General features: G+C 41.0%; 21 protein-coding genes. 17 read left to right on the top strand and 4 right to left on the bottom strand.

All coding sequences use genetic code 11. From position 1 onward, the window contains the following. The first annotated feature begins 75 nt into the window (after nucleotides 1-75). Nucleotides 76-2655, top strand: a complete 2580-nt coding sequence (clpB, locus tag AC3KZC_RS11405; RefSeq protein ID WP_490577998.1) for an ATP-dependent chaperone ClpB — start codon at nucleotides 76-78, stop codon at nucleotides 2653-2655. Between the two features lie 54 nt (nucleotides 2656-2709). Here clpB and AC3KZC_RS11400 read toward each other — a convergent pair whose 3' ends face one another. Further along, nucleotides 2710-3138, bottom strand: coding sequence for a DUF4124 domain-containing protein (locus AC3KZC_RS11400; RefSeq protein ID WP_490577999.1), 429 nt, complete (start codon nucleotides 3136-3138; stop codon nucleotides 2710-2712). Nucleotides 3139-3345: 207 nt separating this feature from the next. On the opposite strand from AC3KZC_RS11400, the gene AC3KZC_RS11395 reads away from it, so the two are divergent. From AC3KZC_RS11395 to AC3KZC_RS11385, 3 genes are all read left to right on the top strand, one after another. Further along, complete coding sequence (locus tag AC3KZC_RS11395; RefSeq protein WP_490578000.1) at nucleotides 3346-4314, top strand: NADP-dependent oxidoreductase; 969 nt, start codon at nucleotides 3346-3348, stop codon at nucleotides 4312-4314. Between the two features lie 66 nt (nucleotides 4315-4380). Then, nucleotides 4381-5952, top strand: a complete 1572-nt coding sequence (gene gshA, locus AC3KZC_RS11390; RefSeq protein ID WP_490578001.1) for a glutamate--cysteine ligase — start codon at nucleotides 4381-4383, stop codon at nucleotides 5950-5952. Between the two features lie 107 nt (nucleotides 5953-6059). Beyond that, on the top strand, nucleotides 6060-6668 hold the full coding sequence (locus tag AC3KZC_RS11385) for a transglycosylase SLT domain-containing protein (RefSeq protein ID WP_490578002.1): 609 nt from the start codon (nucleotides 6060-6062) through the stop codon (nucleotides 6666-6668). 75 nt (nucleotides 6669-6743) lie between these two features. On the opposite strand, the gene dapD is transcribed toward AC3KZC_RS11385, so the two are convergent. From dapD to map, 3 genes are read right to left on the bottom strand one after another with little or no spacing between them, the layout of a single operon-like run. Continuing rightward, entirely contained in the window at nucleotides 6744-7571 is an 828-nt protein-coding gene (gene dapD, locus AC3KZC_RS11380; RefSeq protein WP_490578003.1) for a 2,3,4,5-tetrahydropyridine-2,6-dicarboxylate N-succinyltransferase, read from the bottom strand. Between the two features lie 27 nt (nucleotides 7572-7598). After that, nucleotides 7599-10220, bottom strand: a complete 2622-nt coding sequence (gene glnD / locus AC3KZC_RS11375; protein ID WP_490578004.1) for a [protein-PII] uridylyltransferase — start codon at nucleotides 10218-10220, stop codon at nucleotides 7599-7601. 20 nt (nucleotides 10221-10240) lie between these two features. Continuing rightward, the gene (gene map / locus AC3KZC_RS11370) at nucleotides 10241-11029 is read right to left on the bottom strand and encodes a type I methionyl aminopeptidase (protein WP_490578005.1); all 789 of its coding nucleotides are present in this window, start codon (nucleotides 11027-11029) and stop codon (nucleotides 10241-10243) included. A 281-nt stretch (nucleotides 11030-11310) separates the two neighbouring features. On the opposite strand from map, the gene rpsB reads away from it, so the two are divergent. From rpsB to lpxA, 13 genes are all read left to right on the top strand, one after another. Then, nucleotides 11311-12039 carry a 30S ribosomal protein S2 gene (gene rpsB / locus AC3KZC_RS11365; RefSeq protein ID WP_490578006.1) on the top strand — a complete coding sequence of 243 codons (729 nt, stop codon included), beginning with the start codon at nucleotides 11311-11313 and terminating at the stop codon, nucleotides 12037-12039. 108 nt (nucleotides 12040-12147) lie between these two features. Then, on the top strand, nucleotides 12148-12999 hold the full coding sequence (gene tsf / locus AC3KZC_RS11360; protein WP_490578007.1) for a translation elongation factor Ts: 852 nt from the start codon (nucleotides 12148-12150) through the stop codon (nucleotides 12997-12999). Between the two features lie 145 nt (nucleotides 13000-13144). Next, a complete protein-coding gene (pyrH, locus tag AC3KZC_RS11355) occupies nucleotides 13145-13882 on the top strand; it encodes a UMP kinase (RefSeq protein ID WP_009837279.1) in 738 nt (245 codons plus the stop codon). Nucleotides 13883-13914: 32 nt separating this feature from the next. Then, a complete protein-coding gene (gene frr, locus AC3KZC_RS11350) occupies nucleotides 13915-14472 on the top strand; it encodes a ribosome recycling factor (protein ID WP_490578008.1) in 558 nt (185 codons plus the stop codon). A gap of 77 nt (nucleotides 14473-14549) precedes the next feature. After that, a complete protein-coding gene (gene uppS / locus AC3KZC_RS11345; RefSeq protein ID WP_490578042.1) occupies nucleotides 14550-15314 on the top strand; it encodes an undecaprenyl pyrophosphate synthase in 765 nt (254 codons plus the stop codon). Nucleotides 15315-15334: 20 nt separating this feature from the next. Then, nucleotides 15335-16201 (top strand): phosphatidate cytidylyltransferase, encoded by an 867-nt coding sequence (locus AC3KZC_RS11340; RefSeq protein ID WP_490578009.1) that lies wholly within the window; start codon nucleotides 15335-15337, stop codon nucleotides 16199-16201. Then, entirely contained in the window at nucleotides 16198-17400 is a 1203-nt protein-coding gene (gene ispC / locus AC3KZC_RS11335) for a 1-deoxy-D-xylulose-5-phosphate reductoisomerase (protein WP_490578010.1), read from the top strand. Before AC3KZC_RS11340 ends, ispC begins: the two co-directional genes overlap by 4 nt. Further along, a complete protein-coding gene (gene rseP / locus AC3KZC_RS11330; protein ID WP_490578011.1) occupies nucleotides 17400-18752 on the top strand; it encodes a sigma E protease regulator RseP in 1353 nt (450 codons plus the stop codon). The genes ispC and rseP overlap by 1 nt, the downstream gene beginning before the upstream one ends. Before the next feature lie 18 nt (nucleotides 18753-18770). Beyond that, complete coding sequence (gene bamA / locus AC3KZC_RS11325) at nucleotides 18771-21239, top strand: outer membrane protein assembly factor BamA (RefSeq protein WP_490578012.1); 2469 nt, start codon at nucleotides 18771-18773, stop codon at nucleotides 21237-21239. A 12-nt stretch (nucleotides 21240-21251) separates the two neighbouring features. Beyond that, entirely contained in the window at nucleotides 21252-21773 is a 522-nt protein-coding gene (locus tag AC3KZC_RS11320; protein WP_490578013.1) for an OmpH/Skp family outer membrane protein, read from the top strand. Continuing rightward, nucleotides 21773-22813 (top strand): UDP-3-O-(3-hydroxymyristoyl)glucosamine N-acyltransferase, encoded by a 1041-nt coding sequence (gene lpxD / locus AC3KZC_RS11315; RefSeq protein ID WP_490578014.1) that lies wholly within the window; start codon nucleotides 21773-21775, stop codon nucleotides 22811-22813. The genes AC3KZC_RS11320 and lpxD overlap by 1 nt, the downstream gene beginning before the upstream one ends. A 17-nt stretch (nucleotides 22814-22830) precedes the next feature. Further along, nucleotides 22831-23283, top strand: coding sequence for a 3-hydroxyacyl-ACP dehydratase FabZ (gene fabZ, locus AC3KZC_RS11310; RefSeq protein WP_490578015.1), 453 nt, complete (start codon nucleotides 22831-22833; stop codon nucleotides 23281-23283). Between the two features lie 2 nt (nucleotides 23284-23285). After that, nucleotides 23286-24056, top strand: a complete 771-nt coding sequence (gene lpxA / locus AC3KZC_RS11305) for an acyl-ACP--UDP-N-acetylglucosamine O-acyltransferase (RefSeq protein WP_490578016.1) — start codon at nucleotides 23286-23288, stop codon at nucleotides 24054-24056.

Here is a 24056-nt window from a genome sequence, read left to right as displayed (position 1 = left end):
TATTCTGCACCTTGAACATTGCCCGCAGCGCACCCATTTAGTAAGTAGTCAATTAGTTTTTCAAGGTTAAATGCGATGCGATTAGATAGACTCACAAGTAAATTCCAAGCTGCATTATCCGATGCACAATCTTTAGCATTAGGGCGAGATCATCAATTCATCGAGCCTGTACATTTGATGTATGCCCTGTTGCAGCAAACAGGTTCTAGTGTACGAGCATTGTTAGCTCAAGCGGGTGTGAACTCCTCAGAGATGAATGGCAAAGTGTCGCAAGCCATGGAAAAACTATTTAAGGTAGAGGGTATTGGTGGTGATGTTCAGTTGTCACCAAATATGGTTAACCTTTTGAATTTATGCGATAAATATGCGCAAAAGCGTAAAGATAAATTTATCTCTAGTGAGATTTTTATTTTAGCTGCGTGTGAAGATAAAGGCCCATTGGGCGACATTTTTAAAGCCTTTGCATTAAATGCCTCTAAAGTTGAAACGGCTATTCAGGCCATCCGTGGTGGCCAAAAAGTGGAAGATGCAAATGCTGAAGATTCGCGTCAATCACTTGAAAAATATACGGTTGATTTAACTGAACGTGCAGAGCTCGGTAAGCTTGATCCGGTGATAGGTCGCGATGATGAAATTCGTCGCACCATTCAAGTACTACAACGTCGCACTAAAAACAATCCAGTACTAATTGGTGAACCTGGTGTAGGTAAAACTGCTATTGCCGAAGGATTAGCACAACGAATTATTAATGGTGAAGTACCAGAAGGCCTAAAAGATAAACGTGTTCTATCACTCGATTTAGGGGCTTTAGTTGCAGGTGCTAAATATCGCGGTGAATTTGAAGAGCGACTCAAAGCAGTACTAAATGAACTGGCCAAAGAGGAAGGCCGCGTTATTTTATTTATTGATGAAATACACACTATTGTTGGCGCAGGAAAAAGTGATGGTGCCATGGATGCGGGAAATATGCTTAAACCTGCGTTATCGCGCGGTGAGCTCCATTGCGTGGGGGCAACCACCCTTGACGAATATCGTCAATACATCGAAAAAGATGCGGCACTTGAGCGTCGCTTTCAAAAAGTGTTGGTTGAAGAACCAACCGTTGAAGACACAATTGCAATTTTACGTGGTTTAAAAGAGCGTTACGAATTACATCACAGTGTTGAAATTACCGATCCTGCCATAGTTGCAGCGGCAACCTTATCGCATCGTTATATTAGTGATCGCCAGCTTCCAGATAAAGCAATTGATTTAATTGATGAAGCGGGTTCGTCTTTGCGGATGCAAATCGATTCAAAACCGGAAGTACTCGATAAACTAGAACGTAAAATCATTCAATTAAAACTTGAAGATAATGCACTTGCCAAAGAAAAAGATGAAGCGAGTGTGCAGCGCCAGCAAGATATTAAACAGCAAATATTAATATTAGATAAACAATACAATGAGCTCGATGAGGTGTGGAGTGCTGAAAAAGCTTCACTTCAAGGTACTCAAGTCATTAAAACTGAATTAGAACAAGCACGGTTAGATTTAGAAATAGCGCGCCGAGCGAGCGATTTACAACGTATGTCAGAGCTACAATATGGGCGCATTCCTGCGTTAGAACGTAAACTTGATTTAGCCTCGCAAGTTGAAATGCAAGATATGCGCTTGTTGCGAAATAAAGTTGGCGAAAATGAAATTGCAGAAATTTTATCGCGTTGGACTGGTATCCCCGTTACCAAAATGCTGCAAGGTGAGCGCAGTAAGTTACTGAAAATGGAAGAGAACCTTCACACCCAAGTGATTGGTCAAGATGAAGCTGTCACCGCTGTGGCCAATGCAATTCGCCGCTCACGGGCAGGGCTTTCAGATCCAAATCGACCAATTGGCTCTTTTTTATTTTTAGGCCCGACAGGGGTTGGAAAAACCGAATTAACCAAAGCTTTAGCCACTTTCTTATTTGATACTGAAGATGCAATGGTACGTATCGATATGTCTGAATTTATGGAAAAGCATTCTGTGGCGCGGTTGGTGGGTGCACCACCGGGTTATGTTGGTTATGAAGAAGGGGGCTATTTAACCGAAGCTGTGCGTCGTAAACCCTACAGTGTTATTTTGCTCGATGAAGTCGAAAAAGCACATCCAGATGTATTTAATATCTTATTGCAAGTACTTGATGATGGCCGTTTAACGGATGGGCAAGGGCGGACGGTTGATTTCAAAAATACGGTGATCATTATGACATCTAATTTAGGTTCTGATGTCATTCAAGAGCATGCAGTTAACAGCGATTATGAACGTTTAAAAGCCATGCTAATGGACGTGCTCACCACGCAATTTAGGCCTGAGTTTATCAACCGAATTGATGATACTGTGGTCTTTCACCCACTTTCGACCGAGCACATTAAATACATTGCTGATATTCAGCTGGCTAAACTAAAACAGCGTTTAGTTGATAATGGTTATAGTATGCGATTAACCGATGAAGCACTGAGCCAGTTGGCTTTGGCTGGATTTGACCCTGTATTTGGTGCGCGGCCACTCAAGCGGGCAATTCAACATTATATTGAGAACCCATTAGCTCAAACATTACTAGAAGGTGAGTATGCAGCTGGAAGCTGTTTTGTTATCTCGCTGGTGGATGGGGTATTTAAAATTTCGGTTGATGCTTAATAATTTAAAAATATAAATGTAGAAGGGGTTGAATGCTGGTATTCAAACCCTTTTTTACAATGTGGCTTCACAAAACATTTTAATGCGTTTTTTTGCCAGTTCGATGTGTTCAAGTTTATCTTCGTTTGATAGGGCTTTTTCTTGGCCATTCTCGTCTATAGCGGTAATTTTTTCAAAGTTGTCTAATACGTTTAGATTATGACGGGCTTTTTTGCAGTAATCTTCTGAGCGCTTATCTAGTTCTTCGGTTAAAGTCGGCTTAGCTTCATCAAACAAGATGTCATTTGTCGGCACCGTGTTATGTGCGGGTTCCTTCATTTCAAACTCTTGATAGCCAACCTGCTCGGGCATCATTTGTGAATAATGCACAATTCCTTTGTCATCAGTCCAAGTATAAACACGTAGCGTTTTGGCACTAACATGTAAGCTTGCACTCAATAAAATAGCCATCGCTAGGTATTTTATTGAAAAATGATTCACCATTTAACATTTCCCTTTTCTTTCGATATCAAATTAGTTTAAATCAAGCTGAATGATTTAACAGCGTTATTTGTTGAGAATTGTTGGCAAAATTGAAAAATAATACAAACATCATCGACAAAAAAAACCTTCAGACGCATAATAATACGCAATCTTTTGATCTAAATATCAGTATAAAATCAGTGGGTTTTAACTGTTCGAGAACACGCTATGCACCCAAAAAAACAGATCAATCATGCATTTGTCATCAACCAATTTGGTTCTGAAAATGAATTCACGCAAGTTGAACACGAGATAGTCGCTCCCACATCTCAACAGGTTTTAATTAGAACTATTAGCGCAGCAGTTAATCCAATTGATGTGAAGACCCGTAATGGTATCGGTTTTGCCGCAGCACAAAATAAAGATAACTTCCCCTTGGTATTAGGTTACGACTTATGCGGAGAAGTTATAGCCTGTGGACCTGATGTTATTGAATTTAGTCAAGGTGATAAAGTCATTGGCATGGTGGGTTTTGCCCTCAACCCTGGGTGTTACCAAGAATATTGTTTAGTTAATACAGCTGACATAATTAAAGTGACGCAAACGAAAGAAGTTTCAATGTTATCAGGTCTTTGTTTGGCAGGCCTAACTGCGCTGCAAGGGATCCGCTTATTAACTAAGCACTTAACGCACGAACATCATGTTTATATTAATGCTGCGCGTGGTGGTGTTGGTCATTTAGCGATACAAATTGCACGAAACTTAGGGTTTAAAGTCACAGCCGTAACGGGTGATCCTACTGAGGCATTATTTGGCCATTTAGCGATTAATGCCGTAAGTTATGACGTCTTTTACGCATCAAACCAAGCAGATGCTTTTTTTGATATTGCGGGTGGCGAACGTGGTTTAGCTGCATTAACAGCGCTAAAAGAAGGAGCTAAAATGGTGACAGTGCCCACTCTAACTGCGCCACAAATTGTTACAACTGCATCCCAATTAGGGCTTCACTGCTCAGGCATGTTGGTAGAGAATAACTTAGATGATTTAAAGCAGTTAGTTCAATGGTATCAAAACAATCAACTTGAACTCGTCATTGACAGTGTGTTCCCTATGAGTGAGGTTTCAGCCGCTCATCAGCGTGTCGCAACAGGGCAAACAGTTGGAAAAGTTATTTTATTAGCTGAGTTCGCAGCTTGAGTATTTTAATCTAGCCCCCATAGTATCTTGATGGCTATAAAAGCGGTTTCGCTTTGAGGATATATTTTGACAAATCAGCAATTAACTTCAACTTTGCAAGCTCTTAGTTTGCCTCAAAACTTGTCCGCTGTCGTGGGCATAATCCGAGGCATTGAACGTGAGACGCTCAGGATCACAGAGCAAGGGCGTTTGTCCTCAAAACCGCACTCAACCGAATTAGGCAGTGCACTTACCCATAAATATATTACTACTGATTTTTCGGAAGCATTATTAGAGTTTATAACACCAGCACAGGCTGATGCGTCATTGACACTCAAGCAGTTGGAGGATATTCACAAATTTACGTTATCTAAACTTGATGATGAAATTTTATGGCCAATTAGTATGCCTTGCTTTATTAAGCATCAAGATGATATTGCATTAGCGCAGTATGGTTCTTCAAATACGGGTCAAATGAAAACTTTATATCGAGAAGGTTTGAAAAATCGTTACGGCAGCATGATGCAAGCTATAGCGGGTGTTCACTTTAATATCTCGTTCCCTGAAACGTTTTGGTTGAAATTACAAGAAATACACCATAACTCAGACGATCTACAAGATTTTATTTCAGCCAGTTACTTAGGGGTTATTCGTAACTTTAAGCGTAATTTATGGCTTATTAGTTATTTGTTTGGCGCATCACCAGCACTGTGTAATTCATTTTTGCAAGGCCGTGAAACAAAGCTTCCTTTTGAGGCGTTTGGAAAAGGCAGCCTGTATTTACCCTATGGCACTGCATTGCGTTTAGGCGATTTGGGTTACACCAATAGTGCTCAATCAGCCTTAAATGTTACTTATAATAATTTAGATGACTATATTGCTGGCATTAAAAACGCAATTACCACGCCATCTAATTTGTACCATTCAATCGGTACGTATCCTGATGGTCGACGCAAGCAGCTAAACCACAATATTTTACAGATAGAGAACGAGTTTTACTCTCCAATTCGACCAAAGCGAAATACCTTACCTGGTGAAAAACCAAGTCAAGCACTTGCCCGTGGTGGTATTGAATATATTGAAGTGCGCGCATTAGACGTCAACCCATTTTCACCAGTGGGTATTAGCATTGAACAAATGCGTTTTCTTGATGTGTTTTTAACGTATTGTGCGCTTGAACCGTCGGCTGAGATGCAACTTGCAGAGCAAGCGGAAGTATCTGCTAACTTAAGTGCGGTAGTTAATAATGGGCGAGATCCTGAGCTTTCGTTATCTCACAAGGGGCGGGCCATTAAGTTACAAACTTGGGGAGAAAATTTGTTTGGTGACCTTGCTTTAGTGGCAAATTACCTTGATACAGCCTACCAGACTAACGAATATTCACGCACAATAGCCACGTTTAGTGAATGGATCTCCCAGCCTGAACTGACTTTTTCTGGTCAGTACATGCAAAAGCTAAAAGCGTCGGGTTTAGATAATGGTGTGTATGCTTTTTCATTAGCTCAAACTTATAAAGCTCAGTTTGCAGCGCAAGCATATAATACGTTTTCGGAAGAAGAGTTTATTGAGCAAGCAAAACAGTCATTGCAACAACAGCATGCAATCGAGCAAGCTGATACGGTTAATTTCGATACCTTTTTAGCAAATTATTTTGCATAAAAAAACGCAGCTCATTGAGCTGCGTAAAGGGATTCTTCAGGGATGAAAACAATGCTAACTACTGCATTCAAGTAATCAGACTCGTAGAGAAAATAAAAGTTCAAATTATGAAGAAAAATATTTTATTATTTTCGTCTATTTTGCTTTTAGGTGGATGTGCGTCGGCACCGCCTGAAAATCCTCATGATATTTGCGATATTTTTACTGAAAAACGCGATTGGTATTTTGCTGCCAAAGATTCACAGCAAAAGTGGGGAGCTCCTAAACAAGTGTTGATGAGCATGATGTTTCAAGAAAGTTCATTCAAACACGATGCGCAACCTCCGATGGATTATTTTCTTGGTTTTATCCCCCTTGGCCGTAAAAGTTCTGCTTATGGTTACTCTCAAGCGAAAACCCCGACATGGCAAGATTATATAAAAGAGTCTGATAATTCAGGTGCAGATCGAGATGACTTCGCAGATGCAATTGATTTTATGGGGTGGTTTGTTTACAAAACCCATAAAGTTAATCAGGTAAGTAAATGGGATGCGTATGCCCAATATCTTAATTATCATGAAGGTTGGGGTGGGTACAAACGGGGTACTTATAAAAAAAAGAAATGGTTAATGAATACCGCGACAAAGGTAAAACACCGTGCGAGTAATTATTCAGTGCAGTTAAAAAAATGTGAAGCTGAATTAGATAAAGGCTGGTTGATGCGGCTGTTTACATGAACGCAATGCAATTTAAAATGCTCTTAATAACAAGGCTAACTTTAAACACATTAAGTTAGCCTTTTTGTATATGGTTTAAATCTCTATTGAACGTAGTAATGCATTAATGCCTACTTTTTCGCGAGTTTGTTGGTCAACTTTTTTTACAATAATTGCCGCATATAAACTGTGAGTGCCATCTGATGAAGGGATAGAGCCAGGCACAACAACGGCTCCCGCAGGGACTCGGCCGTAATGAGTTTCCCCCGTTTCACGGTCATAAATACGAGTGCTTTGGCTGATATAGACACCCATTGAAATGACGGCACCTTGTTCAACAATCACACCTTCAACGATTTCTGAACGTGCCCCAATAAAACAGTTGTCTTCAATAATCGTTGGATTGGCTTGTAATGGCTCTAAAACGCCCCCAATGCCAACACCGCCTGAAAGATGAACATTCTTACCAATCTGTGCGCACGAGCCTACAGTGGCCCAGGTATCGACCATGGTACCGTCATCAACATAGGCACCGATATTGACATACGAAGGCATCAAAACCACATTCTTGCCTATAAAACTGCCCTTACGCGCAACAGCATTTGGTACAACGCGCATGCCACCTTCTTTGAACTGCTCAGGGGTATAGTCATTAAACTTAAGCGGTACTTTATCGTAAAATTGATTTACACCATCGTGCATGGCTTGGTTATCACGGATCCTAAAAGAAAGTAATACTGCTTTTTTGAGCCATTGATGCACAACCCATTCATCTGAGATTTTCTCGGCTACACGTGCAGCACCGCTATCAAGTAAATCAAGAGCTTCGATAATGGCATCTTTTACTTGAGGGGCAACTGTGGCTGGCGTGATCTGATCACGATTTTCCCACGCTTGTTCGATAAGAAGTTTTAAATTAGACATCTAGGATCCTTAAATTAGTGTGTTCGCTTAATCACTGTCGGAATTAAGCCGTTTGATCAATGCATTTTGAATATTAATCTGCTCTTTGTCTGTTAATGCTAAAAATTGACTATTAGAAACAACAAAAAAATCTTCAGCACGTTCGCCAACGGTGGTGATCCGTGCGGCATGAATATTGAGCGCCATTGAGTGAAACACTTCGGCAATTTTAGTGAGTAAACCAGGAATGTCGACGGCCTGTATTTCAATGAGCGTTCGGTCTTTTCGGCCATGAGGGCGGACAATAACCTGCGGTTTAATATTAAAGCCTTTAAAACGGCGAGTGCGATTCTTTTTGAAGCGGATTTTTTTACCACTTTCTTTAATCGCTTGCTCGATGCTTCGGCGGATTGAATTAATCCGTCCAGAACTGCTAATAGCCTCACCATCTTTTTCTAAAACGACAAAGTTATCAATCGCATAGCCATCTTTGGTCGACATCACTTGGGCAAAGTGAATATGGGCTTTTTTTGAACCTAAAGCATTGACTAAGCGGGCAAATAAATTCACTTCATCTTGGCTATAAACAAAGACTTGTGTACCGCCATGCATAGGCTCTTCAGACACCATAATAAGTGGCTGAGTGGCATCTTTGGCATTGAGCAAATGTTCACTGTGCCAAGTAATTTGTTGGGAGCTAAAACGAGTAAAATAATCTGCTTTAAACCGGCTCCATAACAAATCAATTTGAGGTTCTGTAAAGCCTGAAGCAATGAGTTTTTGCTTAACTTGGATTTTTTTATCGCGAATTTGATCGCGCAAATCCATTGGGTTTTCAAGGCCTAAGCGAAGTGCTCGCTGAGTTGATAAATAGAGTTCGCGTAATAAAGTATTTTTCCAATCATTCCAAAGGTTGTCATTAGTTGCACGAATATCCGCAACGGTTAAACAATAAAGGTAATCGAGTTGTTTTTCATTTTTGATACGTGTGGCAAATTCACTGATCACATTAGGATCGTTAATATCTTTGCGCTGTGCAGTGACAGACATCAATAAATGATTTTCGACTAACCAAGCAATTAAGCGGGCATCGAAATTTGAAAACTCATGTAATTTAGCAAACGCAATGGCGTCAACAGCACCAAGTTCAGAATGATCACCGCCACGGCCTTTGGCAATATCATGGAAAATTCCTGCTAAATAGAGTAATTCTGGTTTTTCCATGCGTGTAACAATGTCGCGACAAAGTGGAAAGCGTGCAGCGCAATCCGGTTGGAAAAAATCAAAAATATTTTGCACTAGTTTATGCGTATGCTCATCGACGGTATACGCATGAAATAAATCAAATTGCATTTGGCCAAATATGTTACGCCATTGCGGTAAATAGGCCGCTAAAATGCCGTGTTTGTGCATTAATGTGAATGCACGGCCCATTCCTTTTGGGTGGCGAATAATGGCTAAAAAGGCTTTTCTGCAGGCGGCATAATCTTGTAAATCACCGAGTAAACGTCGCCTTACTTGGCGTATGGTACGAATGGTACTTGGGTGAATGTGGGTCAGATGCGTGTGTTCAGCAATGAGCTCAAACAATTCAAATATTTTTTCACGACGAAAGAAAACCGAAGGATCTTTTACCATGATTTGATTGCCAATTTGGTTAAAATCCTCAGTGAGCGCTTCAGGTGTTTGTGAAATCGTATCGGGTAAAATAGATTGCTCAAAATAGCTGAGCAGCATTTGGTTGAGCTCGCGTACTCGGCTCATGATGCGAAATAAACGCTTCATCATACGCTCGACCGACGCGCGGCCATCAGAGCCAAAACCTAATAATTCGGCCGCAAGAGGCTGGTGGTCAAACAATAAGCGATTTTCTTTGCGACCCGCAGCAAGATGCAGCGCAAATCGAATATTCCACAGGTTTTGCAAACACTCGAGTAGCTCTTGGTGCTCTTCATGTGTGAGGTAACCGTGATTAACCAATTCTTGTAAGGTATGCGCATGAAAGTGTTTTTTAGCGACCCAAATAATGGTCTGAATGTCTCTGAGGCCACCGGGGTTTTCTTTTAAGTTAGGCTCGAGATTGTACGCTGTACCATTACATTTATTGTGACGTAATGCTTGTTCATTGGTTTTTGCGATAAAAAATTCATCCGATCGCCATTGAGCAGATGTGATCAAGGCATCTTGCATGGCATCAAATTGTGCCGGTGCCCCGAAAAGAAGGCGACACTCGAGTAAACTAGTGGCAAAGGTTACATCTGTTTTAGTTTGCTCTAATGTTTGCGCAAGAGTGCGAACACTGTGACCGATGTCTAAGTTAAGATCCCATAAAAAAGTAACAAACTGACCGATTTTTTCACACAATTCTGCGCTAGGTTCTGTTTCAACTAAGAGTAAAAAATCAATATCAGAAAAGGGGTGAAGCTCGCCTCGACCATAGCCACCAATCGCTATCAGTAATAAACCGGCTTGTTTATCGAGGGAGAACCGCTTTAAGACCAAACAAAGTAATTGATCTATAAAGCTTGAGCGCGCTTTCACAAGCCGCTCAACAGGTTGGTGGGCAAACTCTTGATTAAGCCAGTCGTAAAAAACGCCAGTACATTGTTTAAATTCATCAAGCTCTCTGGCGTTATTGAGCTGCGTTATGATTGACTCAGGGACTGGCATTAAACAAAGACTTCCTCTAGTTAGCTGTGAACGATGATTTTATCAATCGTCTCTTCGGTACGATGGGTCAGAATTTCGACGCCAGTGTCTGTAACCAACAGGGTGTGCTCCCATTGAGCAGATAAACTACGATCTTTAGTGACGACAGTCCAGCCATCGTTGAGTAATTTACATTGTTGTTTTCCCGCATTAACCATTGGCTCGATGGTTAAGCACATACCCGCTTTTAGCACTTCGCCAGTACCCGGTCTTCCGTAGTGCATCACTTGTGGCTCTTCGTGAAATTCTGCACCAATGCCATGGCCGCAGTACTCACGAACAATCGAGTAGTTAAAACTTTCAGCATATTGTTGAATTGCCGCGCCAATGTCACCTAAGCGCACACCGGGTTTTACCATTTTGATGGCTAAATATAAGCTTTGTTGTGTGACTTCGGCTAACTGTTTTCCTTGGATATTGGGCTCACCAACAAAAAACATTTTAGAGGTATCGCCATGATAACCATCTTTAATTACAGTAATATCAATATTAATAATATCACCATCATTTAAAGGCTTGTCATTTGGAATACCATGACAAATAACGTGATTGACCGAAGTACAAATTGATTTAGGAAAACCATGATAATTAAGTGGGGCAGGGATTGCCTCTTGCTGCCCAACAATGTAGTCATGACAAATTTTGTCTAGCTCTTCAGTTGTGACGCCTGCTTTAACGAAAGGCTCTATCATTTCAAGGACTTCTGCTGCTAAGCGGCCTGCAATACGCATTTTTTCAATTTCGGCTGCGGTTTTGATCACTGCACTCATTTAGACTCCAATCTGATCTTAGTCAGGTATAAAAAATGCCCGAAATTTGTTCGTAACATTTGAGTTATTTCTCTGGATATGGTATAAAGCGCGCCGTCTTTTTACAAATAAAATCTCATTTTTTGATTTTACTGTAATTTAGACGACACTTAATTAATTTTATTAACACACACACACATCGACACATACACTTGGGTGCGTTTATATCACAAAAATGATTTAAATGTTGGTGTTATGGGATGTGTGGAGGCCTAACCCTAAACTTTTAAAGGAAATTTAAAATGGCAAACGTTTCAATGCGCGACATGCTTCAAGCTGGTGTTCACTTTGGTCACCAAGCACGTTACTGGAATCCAAAAATGAAGCCTTTCATTTTCGGCGCTCGTAACCGTGTACACATCATCAACCTTGAGCACACAGTTCCTATGTTCAACGAAGCACTTACGTTTTTACGTAACGTTGCATCAAACAAAGGTAAAATCCTTTTCGTAGGTACTAAGCGCGCAGCTAGCGAAGCAGTTAAAGAAGCCGCACAGCGTTCTGACCAGTATTACGTAAATCACCGTTGGTTAGGTGGTATGCTTACTAACTGGAAAACAGTTCGTCAGTCAATCAAGCGTTTAAAAGAGCTTGAAATTCAAAGCCAAGACGGTACTTTCGAAAAGCTAACCAAAAAAGAAGCATTAATGCTTTCTCGTGAAATGGACAAGCTTGAGAAAAGCCTTGGTGGTATCAAAGATATGGGCGGTTTACCAGACGCACTTTTCGTTATCGATGCTGACCATGAGCACATCGCTATCCGTGAAGCAAACAATCTAGGTATCCCAGTAGTATCTATCGTTGATACTAACTCAAACCCAGACGGTGTTGATTTCATCGTTCCAGGTAATGACGATGCGATCCGTGCTATTCAGTTATACACAGGTGCTGTTGCTCAAAACATCATCGAAGGTCGCGAAAGCAACCTAGTTGTTCAAGCTGAAAAAGACGATTTCGTAGAAGCTGAATAATAGCTGTCATTAAGTCTTCATGTAATGTTCAAGAAGGCTTGATATTTTTACCTAGCGGGAGCAATGCTCCCGCTTATTTCAAACAGACTCGAATTTGAGGATTTACTAATGGCTGTAACTGCTGCCCTAGTTAAAGAATTACGTGAGCGCACTGGCGCTGGCATGATGGATTGTAAAAAAGCGCTAACTGAAACGAATGGTGATATCGAGCTAGCGATTGAAAACATGCGTAAGAGCGGAGCTGCTAAAGCGGCTAAAAAAGCAGGCAACATTGCTGCTGAAGGTACAATCATCATCAAGCAAGCTGACGGTGTTGCTGCGTTAGTTGAAGTTAACTGTCAAACTGACTTCGTAGCAAAAGATGCAAGCTTCTTAGCATTTGCTAACAAAGTGGCTGATGCTGCAATCGCTGCTGTAACAACAATCGAAGAGTTACAAGCTCAATTCGAAGAAGACCGTGTTACTTTAGTGACAAAAATTGGTGAAAACATCAACGTACGTCGCGTTCAATATATTACTGGTGTTAATTTATCAGAATATCGTCACGGTGAGCGTATCGGTGTTGTTGTTGCCGGCGAAGCGGATGAAGAAACGCTTAAGCACGTTGCAATGCACGTTGCTGCTTCACGTCCAGAGTTCTTAAATCCTGCTGACGTACCTGCTGATGTTGTTGAAAAAGAGCGTTTAGTTCAAATCGACATCGCAATTAACGAAGGCAAACCAGCTGAAATCGCAGAAAAAATGGTTGAAGGCCGCATGAAGAAGTTTACTGGTGAGGTTTCTCTTACTGGTCAAGCATTCATCATGGATCCTAAAAAATCTGTTGGCGATTTCCTTAAAGAGAAAAGCGCGACACTTTCTGGCTTCGTACGTTTAGAAGTTGGTGAAGGCATCGAGAAAAAAGCAGAAGATTTTGCTGCTGAAGTTGCTGCACAAATCGCAGCTGCAAAAGGTGCTTAATCACCTTGCTTAGAAGCAAAGCAAACTTAGTTTTTTTTGCTTCACTGCACAAAATTATTTAGAATAACCGCGCAGTAATTTCGCTAGAAGTTAGCGCGGTTATTTTTTATCTGTAAATTCAATTTTCAATCTGGCCAGGAAGACTATGAATACAAATCGTAAGCCTATTTTTAGACGTGTTCTGCTTAAATTAAGTGGTGAAGCCTTAATGGGCGATGAGGGTTTTGGAATTGATCCAAAAGTACTTGATCGCATGGCTCAAGAAATTAAAGAGCTAGTAGAATTAGACATAGAAGTGGGTTTGGTTATCGGTGGCGGTAACTTTTTGCGTGGTGGTTCTTTGGCTGAAGCGGGTATGAATCGAGTGGTCGGTGATCACATGGGCATGCTGGCAACTGTAATGAATGGTTTGGCAATGCGTGATGCGTTGCACCGTGCTTTTGTCAACGCGCGTTTAATGTCAGCTATCCCACTTAATGGCGTGTGTGATGCATATAACTGGGCTGAAGCAATTAGCTTGTTAAAATCAGGTCGTGTGGTGATTTTTGCTGCGGGTACAGGTAATCCTTTCTTTACTACCGATTCTGCTGCGTGTTTACGCGGTATTGAGATTGAAGCGGATACTGTTATTAAGGCCACTAAAGTCGATGGTGTGTATAGCGATGATCCGGTGAAAAACCCAGATGCAACGTTATACCGCACCCTTACGCACAGTGAAATTATTGAAAAAGAGTTAAAAGTAATGGACTTAGCTGCTTTTACTTTAGCTCGCGATCATAATATGCCAATCAGCGTATTTAATATGAATAAACCAGGCGCGTTAAAACGTGTCATTATGGGTGAAGATGAAGGTACTCTTATTACTTCAAATTCGCCAGAATAAATCAGTATAAAAATAGATTAGGAAGATTCATTGTGATTAACGATATTCAAAAAAATGCTGCAACACGCATGCAAAAAAGTGTTGAAGCACTAGTTAGCCAATTATCAAAAGTTCGTACTGGTCGTGCTCACCCAAGTTTATTAGATGGCTTAAAAGTAATGTATTACGGAGCCGAAACACCATTAAACCAAGTGGCAAACGTGAGTGTTGAAGATGCACGTACATTATCTATTTCTGTGTTTGACAAATCATTAGGTCAAGCGGTAGAAAAAGCTATTTTAGCGTCAGACTTGGGCTTAAACCCAATGTCAGCAGGTATGATAATTCGTGTACCACTTCCTCCGTTAACGGAAGAGCGTCGTAAAGACCTAATCAAGGTTGTACGCTCAGAAGCAGAAGCAGGCCGTGTGGCTATTCGTAATATCCGTCGTGATGCGAATGCTGATGTTAAAGCATTATTAAAAGATAAAGCGATTTCTGAAGATGAACAACGTAAAAGTGATGATGAAATTCAGAAGCTTACAGACAAGTTCATTAAAGATTTAGATGCTAAACTAGCCGTTAAAGAAGCTGAATTGATGGAAATCTAAACAGCTAAACTGTTAGTCAAGAAACGCCGTCTAGGATATACTAGATGGCGTTTTTTTATGAGGAAGTACAAAGCTCAATGATTTTAAGTTCTGACACGGTTGGTCAACAATCATTACCTAAACACATTGCTATAATTATGGATGGTAATGGGCGTTGGGCTCAACAAAGAGGTAAACCTCGCGTATTTGGACATAAAAGAGGGGTTGATGCGGTTCGTCGTTCAGTCCAATTTTGTAGTCGGCTCGGGATCAGTTCGCTTACTTTGTTTGCTTTTAGCAGTGAAAACTGGCGTCGGCCAGAAGAAGAAGTAAGTACATTGATGGAGTTATTTTTATTGGTTTTAACCAAAGAAGTAAAAAAACTCCACAAGAATAATGTAAAATTACAAATAATTGGTGATCTTGCTCGTTTTTCTACCAAGTTACAGCAAAGAGTGGTTGAAGCCCAAGCGTTAACAAAAGATAATCAGGGATTATGTTTAAACATTGCCGCCAATTATGGTGGCCGTTGGGACATCATGCAAGCTGCAAAAAAATTAGCTGCAGAAGTCGAACAAGGTAACTTACAAAGTAGTGATATCACCGAGGATATGCTATCGGCAAATATTTCTATGGCAGAACAAGCCCCACTTGATTTATTAATTCGCACTGGTGGTGATTTACGAATTAGTAATTTCTTATTATGGCAAGCTGCTTATGCTGAATTGTATTTTACTGAGACACTGTGGCCTGATTTTGATGATGAAGCATTTGCCGATGCAATTGCATGTTATGTCAGTCGTGAACGTCGCTTTGGGTGTACTGGCGAACAAATAAAACAATTATTATCGCAAGTAAAGTGACACAGTTAAAGGTATAAAGTTTGCTAAAACAACGTATTCTCACCTCATTGGTGTTAGCTCCTGCCGCTTTGGCTCTCGTGTTTTACACACCATTGGCTTTATTTAGTTATATTGCTGCCGGTATTGTATTACTTGGTGCATGGGAATGGTCCGCTTTTATGGGCCTGAAAAAAAACGCGCTGCGTTTAGCCTATGTTGCTTTTATGGCTGTGTTATTAAGTGGTTTAAATTTTGTCTGGCCTATTGAACAGCTGTGGCAAAATCATCATCTAGCCAGTGATGTAAATTATGTTTTTACAATTTCAGTTGCTTGGTGGTTAGTGGCTACCTGCTTAGTGTGGAGCTATCCTCGCGCAGCTAAAGCATGGAATAAAGGCATTGTGATGCGTGCTATTGCTGGTGTCTTGACGTTAGTGCCGTTGTGGCTTGCACTCAATACATTACGCAGTGCTGAATATCAAGAGTCCACTTTGCATGGCTCAATGCTAATCATGGCCGTGTTGGGTATTGTTTGGAGTGCCGATATTGGGGCGTTTTTTACAGGTAAAAATTTCGGTAAGCACAAGCTTATGCCTCACGTTAGCCCAAATAAAACAATTGAAGGCTTAGCGGGTGGTTTAGTTGCAAGTGTTTTATTTACCATGTGTTTTTGTTATTTTGCCGATGTACCCGCTGGCAAGTGGTTGGTATATGGTTTTCTAACGGTTTTTATTGCCTTATTTTCTGCAATTGGTGACTTACTAGAGAGTATGTTTAAGCGTGAAGCTGGACTTAAAGATTCAGGCTCTTGTTTACCAGGTCACGGTGGTATTTTAGATCGTATTGACAGCTTAACTGCAGCAGCCCCAATTTTTGTTGCTTGTTATGCATGGGCTTTCCATTTATGACCCCAACGCAGCGTCTGTGTGTATTAGGTTCAACGGGTTCAATTGGTATAAGTACCCTAGATGTAGTAAGTCGTAATTCGACAATTGATGTTTTTGCATTAACGGCACACCATAACTATCAGTTGATGTATCAGCAATGTGTCACTTTTAAGCCTAATTATGCTGTAATGGCCGATGAGCAAACAGCCGGGCAGTTACAAGAACTATTAAATGCTCATGGCAGTCAAACTCAGGTTCTATTTGGCCCACAAGCGTTATGTGACGTTGCTTCAGCTTTGGAAGTGGATGTGGTAATGGCTGCGATTGTCGGTGCCGCAGGCCTTGCTCCGACACTTGCTGCGGTCGAGCAAGGTAAAAAAATACTGCTAGCCAATAAAGAGGCGCTCGTTATGTCGGGTCGCTTATTTATTGATAAAGTGAAACAGCACAATGCAGTTTTACTTCCTATCGATTCTGAACATAACGCGATTTTTCAGGCATTACCCCTTGATGCACAGACTCCATGTTATACAAAAACGCTAGCTGAGCAAGGTGTCAGTAAAATATTACTTACAGGTTCGGGTGGTCCATTTTTGACTCGAGCACTCGATACGTTAGTTGATGTAACGGTAGAAGAGGCCGTTTCACACCCTAATTGGTCGATGGGGCAAAAAATATCAGTTGATTCTGCGACCATGATGAACAAGGGCTTAGAATTTATAGAGGCTAAGTGGATGTTTAATTGTGAGGCTGACGATATTGAAGTCATCATTCACCCACAAAGTATTATTCATTCGATGGTGCAATATCAAGATGGTTCAGTAATAGCCCAAATGGGCAATCCTGACATGCGTACCCCCATAGCTCATGCGCTTGCCTATCCATATCGAATGGATGCAGGCGTTGCACCTCTTGATTTTAGTAAACTGGCACAATTTAGCTTTTGTAAGCCCGATTTTTCCCGTTACCCTAATTTAAAACTGGCTATTGATGCGTGTGCTCAAGGTCAAGCTGCTACAACGAGTCTGAATGCGGCTAATGAAATTGCGGTCGCAGCATTTTTAGCGAAACAAATTCGTTTCACGGATATTTATACAATTAATGCAGCCGTACTATCTGAGTTGCAGTGCAGTGAGCCTGAAAGTTTTGAGGAAATCATGACTATTGATGCTAAAGCGCGTCAAAGTGCCCAACAATTGATTGCTAAAGGGTTTAACTGATGCTTGAAATCTTGTGGAATTTGGGCTCATTTATTGTTGCGCTGGGAATTCTAGTCACGGTTCATGAATATGGGCATTTTTGGGTAGCACGTCGAAATGGCGTGTTTGTGCAGCGTTTTTCGATTGGTTTTGGCAAGGTGCTTGTGCGGTGGCATGATAAACGTGGCACTGAATTTGTGATAGCTGCGATCCCATTGGGTGGCTACGTTAAAATGCTTGATGAACGCATTGAAGACGTGCCAGAGGCGCAGCGTCATTTGTCATTTAATGCTAAATCAATTTACGCCAAAATTGCGATTGTTGCAGCAGGGCCAATGGCAAACTTCATTTTTGCGATTGCAGTACTTGCCGTGATGTTCATGATTGGGGTTAAAAGTATCACCCCTGTGATTGGATCTATTGAACAAGGCAGTCGTGCGTATCAGGCTGGACTCAATGCACAGCAGACCATCATTAAAATTGGTGACGAAGCTATTTTTGATTGGCGTGAAGCCACATTTGCATTGATGCAAAATATGGGCGAAAGCAATGTTGCGGTGACTGTCACTGATCAACAAGGTGAAATGAGTGTAAAAAACCTTAATTTATCGGGTTGGACACTTGAGGCAAATGCTGTTTCTCCGCTTCATTCTATTGGTGTAACACCATTTACTCCTAAGGTGACCCTTCAATTAGCACAAATAGTTAAAAATTCTGCAGCTGATACAGCGGGTTTAATTGTTGGCGACACCGTGCATTTAGTTGATGGACAGAAAATAGAAACTTGGCAGCAATTGGTTGAGATAATTAAGAACTCTGCAGATAAAAGTTTGCTTTTTACCATAATGAGAAATGGTGTACCGCAAAATATAAACGTTATTCCACAAAATAAACCCACAGCAGATGGTTTTAGCCAAGGACATTTAGGTGTTTTACCGCTGGTCGAAGCGTGGCCGCAAGGGTATATTAGCTCCAGACAATTTGGTCCTATTGCTGCTGTTGAGCAAGGAATAACCAAAACATGGCAAATGATAGCGTTAAGCTTTGAAATGATCGCAAATCTGGTGACAGGACAGGTATCAGTTCAGAACTTAAGTGGCCCAATTGGGATTGCTGTTGGCGCTGGAACAAGCGTTAGCTATGGCTTAGTTGCATTTTTGAGCTTTTTAGCTCTGATCAGTGTCAATTTAGGTGTTTTTAACTTATTACCCTTGCCAATTTTAGATGGCGGGCATTTAATGTATTACCTAATTGAACTTATCACAAAAAAACCAGTCTCTGAAAAGACACAAGAATTAGGTTTTAGGATCGGCGCGCTGATCCTATTATTGTTGACCAGCATCGCGCTGTTTAATGATTTTATGCGGTTGTAAAGGACATAAGATAATAACATGGCTATAAAAAAACATTTGGCTGTAACGGGTTTATTAGGGGCAAGCTTTTTTGCCTGTGGCCAAGAATCCTTTATCGTACAAGATTTAAAAGTTGAAGGCCTTCAACGTGTAGCACTCGGTGCCGCTTTAACTCATATACCAATTAATATTGGCGATAACGTCGATAACTACACGATTTCTAAAACGATCAAAGCTCTATATAAGTCTGGTCATTTTGACACTATCAGCGCGTACCGTGATGGTGAAAAAATCATCTTTAAAGTAAAAGAACGTCCTACCATCAGCGCCATTGAGTTTGAAGGTAATAAAGATATTAAAGATGAGCAGCTAAACGAAAGTTTAGAGCGCCAGAACATTGTTGTAGGTGAGCCACTTGACCGCACCATAGTGGATGGTGTTGAAAAGGGCCTTATCGAGTTTTTCCACGGTATTGGTAAATACAATGCCGATATCGATATCACGATCACCAAATTGCCACGTAACCGAGTTAAGTTAAAATTAGAATTCAAAGAAGGCGAAGCCGCTTCGATTCGACAAATTAACTTAGTGGGTAACGAGCTTTTCTCTGATGAAGAGTTAATGCTGCAAGTTGAATCTCAACAAGATTTACCTTGGTGGGACTTCATGGCCAATGATCGTTATCAAAAACAAACCATTCAAGGTGACTTGGAAAAAATCCGCAGTTATTACCTTGACCGTGGTTATTTAAAATTCAATATCGATTCAACACAAGTATCAGTAAGCCCAGAAAAAGAATCTGTTTATGTCACAGTAAACATGACGGAGGGTGAGCAATATACGGTTAAAGAGTTTGATTTCATCGGTGATTTGCTGGACCGTGAAGACCTTATTCGTGCGGTTATCCCACTTAGAACGGGGGAGCTTTATAACGGCTCTGTCGTGACATCATCTGAAGAGTTTATTAAAAATTACTTAGCGCGTTTTGGTTATGCCAATGCCGTAGTGCGAACTATTCCAGAAGTTGATGAAGCGACCAAAGAAGTAAAGCTCACACTGTCGGTTGACCCGGGTAAGCGTATTTATGTACGTCGTATTAATGTATCTGGCAACGAAAATACGGCTGATCATGTTGTACGTCGTGAAATGGCGCAGCTTGAAGGTGCTTGGTTATCAAATCAGTCACTTGAGCGTTCAAAATTACAGATTCAGCGTTTGATGTACATGGAGAAGGTTGATTTTAACATCGTGCCTGTTCCGGGTGTTGAAGACCAAGTTGATGTTGATTTTAACGTTAAGGAACAATCGGCCGGTAGCTTCAACGCGGGCCTTGCGTACGGTTCTTATTACGGTGTGCAGTTTAACTTTGGTATCAGTGAATCTAACTTTTTAGGTAGTGGTAACCAAGTAGCATTTAACGTTAATACTTCTACGGGCTCTGAACAAATCAATTTATCGTTTACTGATCCGTACTTTACGCCTGATGGTGTCAGTCATGGTAGTAGCATTTTTTATCGTAACTACGATGCTAGTAAGTTCTCGTTAATTGATTATAAAAGTAAGTCTTACGGTATTGGTACCAATATTGGTTTCCCAATTATTGCCAATAACCGTTTAAATTTTGGCATTACTTGGAGCAACGAAGAGCTTTCTGAATTAGCTGAATATGAACAAACCCGTATTATGCGTGAAACGTTCTTAGATCCAGAAGACCCAGATGCAGGCTTTGATTTTACAAAGTTTGAACTAAGTGCCGCGTGGCAGCGAGATACTCGTAACCGTGGTTTATTCCCAACCGATGGTTCAAGCCAATTGTTGAGTTTAAAAGTCACAACACCTAACTCGGATCTCACGTATTTTAAAGTTGATTTTGATACCAAGTTCTATTGGCCTATCAGCAACGATCATAAATGGGCGTTTTTATCACGAGCAGCATTTGGTTATGGTAATGGCTATGGCAAAACCAATGGTTATGACCAAGTGTTACCGGTACAAGAATACTCTCGTATAACAGAACAAGAGCTACGTGGATTTGACCGAAACACTATTTTGCCTCGTGCGATTCTTCGTAGCCCGCAATTATTACCAGGTACGCCAGGTAGTGATGGCTCATCAAGCGGTGTAGGTGGCAGTGCAGCGTTTGACCAAATTCAGGCCGCTGGACGTATTGGTGGTAATGCTAAAATTACTGCGGGTATGGAAATGATTGTGCCAACGCCATTTTTAGATGACGACAATAGTGGTTCTGTACGTACGAGTTTGTTTGTCGATGCCGCAAACGTATGGGATACCGAATTTGATGTGAGTAAATTTTCGAATTTATCACCAGATGAAAAAGCAAAACTTGATGATTACTCAGATGCAGGTCGTTTCCGAGTATCATCAGGTTTATCAATCCAGTGGATTTCACCTATGGGGCCAATGTTAATTAGTTTTGCTTATCCGTTGAAAAAAGAAGAAGACGATAAAACTAAAACCATTAGCTTCAACATAGCAAACACTTTCTAAAGGAGTATATTTGTGACTAAAACAATTAAAACAACCGCGATGTCTATTTTAGCAACCTTATTAATGGGTGCTTCGTCGATGGCTTTTGCCCATAAGATTGCCATCGTAGACATGCAGCAAATCTTTACCCAATTGCCACAAATGGCAGTGCTTGAGCAAACCTTACAAAATGAGTTTGAAGAGCGTCGCCAAGCGGTTGAAAAATTACAAGGCGACATTCGTTTTGAAGCTGAGAAGTTCAAGCGCGAAAGCGCAACAATGAGCAAAGCTCAACAAGATACATTAAAAGAAAAAATTCAAAAAATGCAGCAAGATTTTGCTGATCAAGCTCGTCCACTTGAGCAAGAAATGAAATTGCGTCAAAACCAAGAGTTAGCCAAAGTGCAAGCGCTTGTAATGCAAGCAATTGAGCAAGAAGCGAAGGCTGGAAAGTTTGATGAAGTAAAACGTAAAGACACCGTTATTTATATCGATGCGGATAAAGTACCTGACTTATCTGAAAAAGTGATTGAAAGAGTTAGTAAAATAAAATAATGCAAAGTTTTTCGTTAGCACAAATAGCTGAACATTTGGGCGCGCAACTGATTGGCGATGCGACGGTGACTATCACCCGCATCGCTAGTTTAGATAAAGCGCAATCGAATGAAATTAGCTTCCTTTCGCAAAAAAAATACCGCAAACAACTTGAGACAACTCAGGCTGCTGCTGTTATTTTAACCCAAGAAGATTGCGACTACTTCCAAGGTACCAAACTTGTGGTCGCTAATCCTTATGTGGCTTATGCTAAATTAGCTCAGCATATGGATACCACACCAGCTTCAGCATGCTCAGGCATTCATCCTTCAGCAGTGATAGAGCCAAGCGCTAGTATCAGTCCTCTTGCTCATATTGGTGCCAATGTGGTGATTGAGGCGGGCGTTATCGTGGGCGAGCATGTACAAATTGGTGCGGGTAGTTTTATTGGCCGTGGCGCACACATTGGATCAGGCACAAAAATTTGGGCTAATGTCTCGATTTATCACGATGTTGTGATAGGTCAAAACTGTGTATTTCATTCAGGCGCAGTGATTGGTTCGGATGGGTTTGGCTTTGCGAATGAGCGTGGTCAGTGGGTTAAAATTCCACAGGTTGGCTCTGTAATTATTGGTGATCAGGTCGAGATTGGCGCTAATACGGCTATAGACCGCGGTGCGATTGAAAACACTGAAATACATTCTAATGTCATTATTGATAATATGGTGCACTTGGCACATAACGTAATTATTGGTGAAGGCACTGCAATTGCTGCATGCAGTGTGATTGCGGGAAGTACTACAATTGGTAAATACTGCCAAATTGCTGGTTTATGTGGTATTAACGGCCATATTGATGTGTGTGATGGGGTTATTTTCACAGGAATGACTATGGTCACAAAATCAGTGACTGAGCCTGGCGTTTACTCATCTGGTTTACCACACAGCAGCAATAAAGAGTGGCGTAAACAAATCGCTCAATTTCGTCACTTAGGTGACATGAATCAAAAAATTAAGCAGCTTGAAGCATTTAATGCTTCGATGCATGCTGATGATAAATAACGTTAAGGAACTGCGTTTTGGCTAATGAATTAAACAGCTTTGATATTCTCGAGATTATGAAGTTATTACCCCATCGCTATCCTATGCTATTGGTTGATAAAGTGGTGGATTACGAGGCCGGAAAATCGTTGCATGCAATCAAAAATGTCACGATTAATGAGCCGATTTTTACTGGTCACTTTCCAAACCAGCCTATTTTTCCTGGGGTTTTAATTTTAGAAGCACTTGCGCAAGCAACAGGTTTGCTTGGGTTTAAAACAGCCAAAAACACCAGCGAAAATGAACTATACTTATTTGCTGCTATCGATAATGCGCGCTTTAAAAAGCCGGTATATCCTGGCGATACTATGCACCTGCATGTTGAGTTTATTAAAGAGCGTAGTAATATTTGGAAGTTTTATGGCGAAGCAAAAGTAGACGGCAAAGTGGTGTGTTCTGCTGAATTAATGTGTGCTAGAAGAGAGTTTTAATAGTGATCCATCCATCTGCGATTATCGAGCCAGGTGCTCAAATTGGTGAAAATGTATCAATTGGTCCTTGGACTTACATTGGTAATGATGTGGTAATTGGTGATAACAATATCATCGAATCTCATGTGGTGATTAAAGGCCCCTCGGTGATTGGCTCTGGTAACCATATTTTCCAATTTGCCTCTGTGGGTGAAGGTTGCCAAGACAAAAAATACAAAAATGAACCAACACGCTTAGTGATTGGGGATAACAATGTGATTCGTGAATGTGCCACAATTCATCGTGGAACCATTCAAGATCAAGGACTGACACAAATTGGTAGTAACAATTTGTTTATGGCTTATACCCATGTTGCACACGATGCCATGATTGGTAGTAATGTTATTTTTGCTAATAGTGCTTCGGTTGCAGGTCATGTACATGTTGGCGACTGGGTTATTTTAGCGGGTAATTCAGGTGTACATCAATTTTGTAAAATTGGTGATCATGCATTTGTTGGCATGTATTCAGGTGTAAATAAAGATGTGCCGCCATTTGTAACAACCATTGGTACGCCAGCAGGCCCTGTGGCAATTAATACCGAAGGTATGAAACGTCGGGGATTTTCTTCTGAAGAAATTATGGCTGTGCGCCGTGCTTATAAAACCTTATACCGTAAATCATTATCATTAGAAGATGCGCTTGCAGCGATGGCTGAAGATGCCGCCGTTTTTCCTGCCGTACAAACTATGATTGACTTTGTGGGTCGTTCAGAGCGTGGGATCCTGCGTTAA

It is taken from the genome of Pseudoalteromonas sp. J2K-J031 (assembly GCF_058197095.2).
The sequence above is the reverse complement of the archived record's forward strand: the minus strand, read 5'-3'. Positions and strand labels throughout refer to the sequence as shown.

Bases quoted from the DNA above. Each gene is read 5' to 3' on its own strand.
- map (WP_490578005.1), bottom strand. From the start codon at position 11,029: ATGAGTGCAGTGATCAAAACCGCAGCCGAAATTGAAAAAATGCGTATT.
- uppS (WP_490578042.1), top strand. From the start codon at position 14,550: ATGATTTTAAGTTCTGACACGGTTGGTCAACAATCATTACCTAAACAC.
- AC3KZC_RS11385 (WP_490578002.1), top strand. From the start codon at position 6,060: ATGAAGAAAAATATTTTATTATTTTCGTCTATTTTGCTTTTAGGTGGA.
- clpB (WP_490577998.1), top strand. From the start codon at position 76: ATGCGATTAGATAGACTCACAAGTAAATTCCAAGCTGCATTATCCGAT.
- pyrH (WP_009837279.1), top strand. From the start codon at position 13,145: ATGAATACAAATCGTAAGCCTATTTTTAGACGTGTTCTGCTTAAATTA.
- AC3KZC_RS11395 (WP_490578000.1), top strand. From the start codon at position 3,346: ATGCACCCAAAAAAACAGATCAATCATGCATTTGTCATCAACCAATTT.
- tsf (WP_490578007.1), top strand. From the start codon at position 12,148: ATGGCTGTAACTGCTGCCCTAGTTAAAGAATTACGTGAGCGCACTGGC.
- ispC (WP_490578010.1), top strand. From the start codon at position 16,198: ATGACCCCAACGCAGCGTCTGTGTGTATTAGGTTCAACGGGTTCAATT.
- lpxD (WP_490578014.1), top strand. From the start codon at position 21,773: ATGCAAAGTTTTTCGTTAGCACAAATAGCTGAACATTTGGGCGCGCAA.
- rseP (WP_490578011.1), top strand. From the start codon at position 17,400: ATGCTTGAAATCTTGTGGAATTTGGGCTCATTTATTGTTGCGCTGGGA.
- rpsB (WP_490578006.1), top strand. From the start codon at position 11,311: ATGGCAAACGTTTCAATGCGCGACATGCTTCAAGCTGGTGTTCACTTT.
- AC3KZC_RS11400 (WP_490577999.1), bottom strand. From the start codon at position 3,138: ATGGTGAATCATTTTTCAATAAAATACCTAGCGATGGCTATTTTATTG.
- bamA (WP_490578012.1), top strand. From the start codon at position 18,771: ATGGCTATAAAAAAACATTTGGCTGTAACGGGTTTATTAGGGGCAAGC.
- glnD (WP_490578004.1), bottom strand. From the start codon at position 10,220: ATGCCAGTCCCTGAGTCAATCATAACGCAGCTCAATAACGCCAGAGAG.
- dapD (WP_490578003.1), bottom strand. From the start codon at position 7,571: ATGTCTAATTTAAAACTTCTTATCGAACAAGCGTGGGAAAATCGTGAT.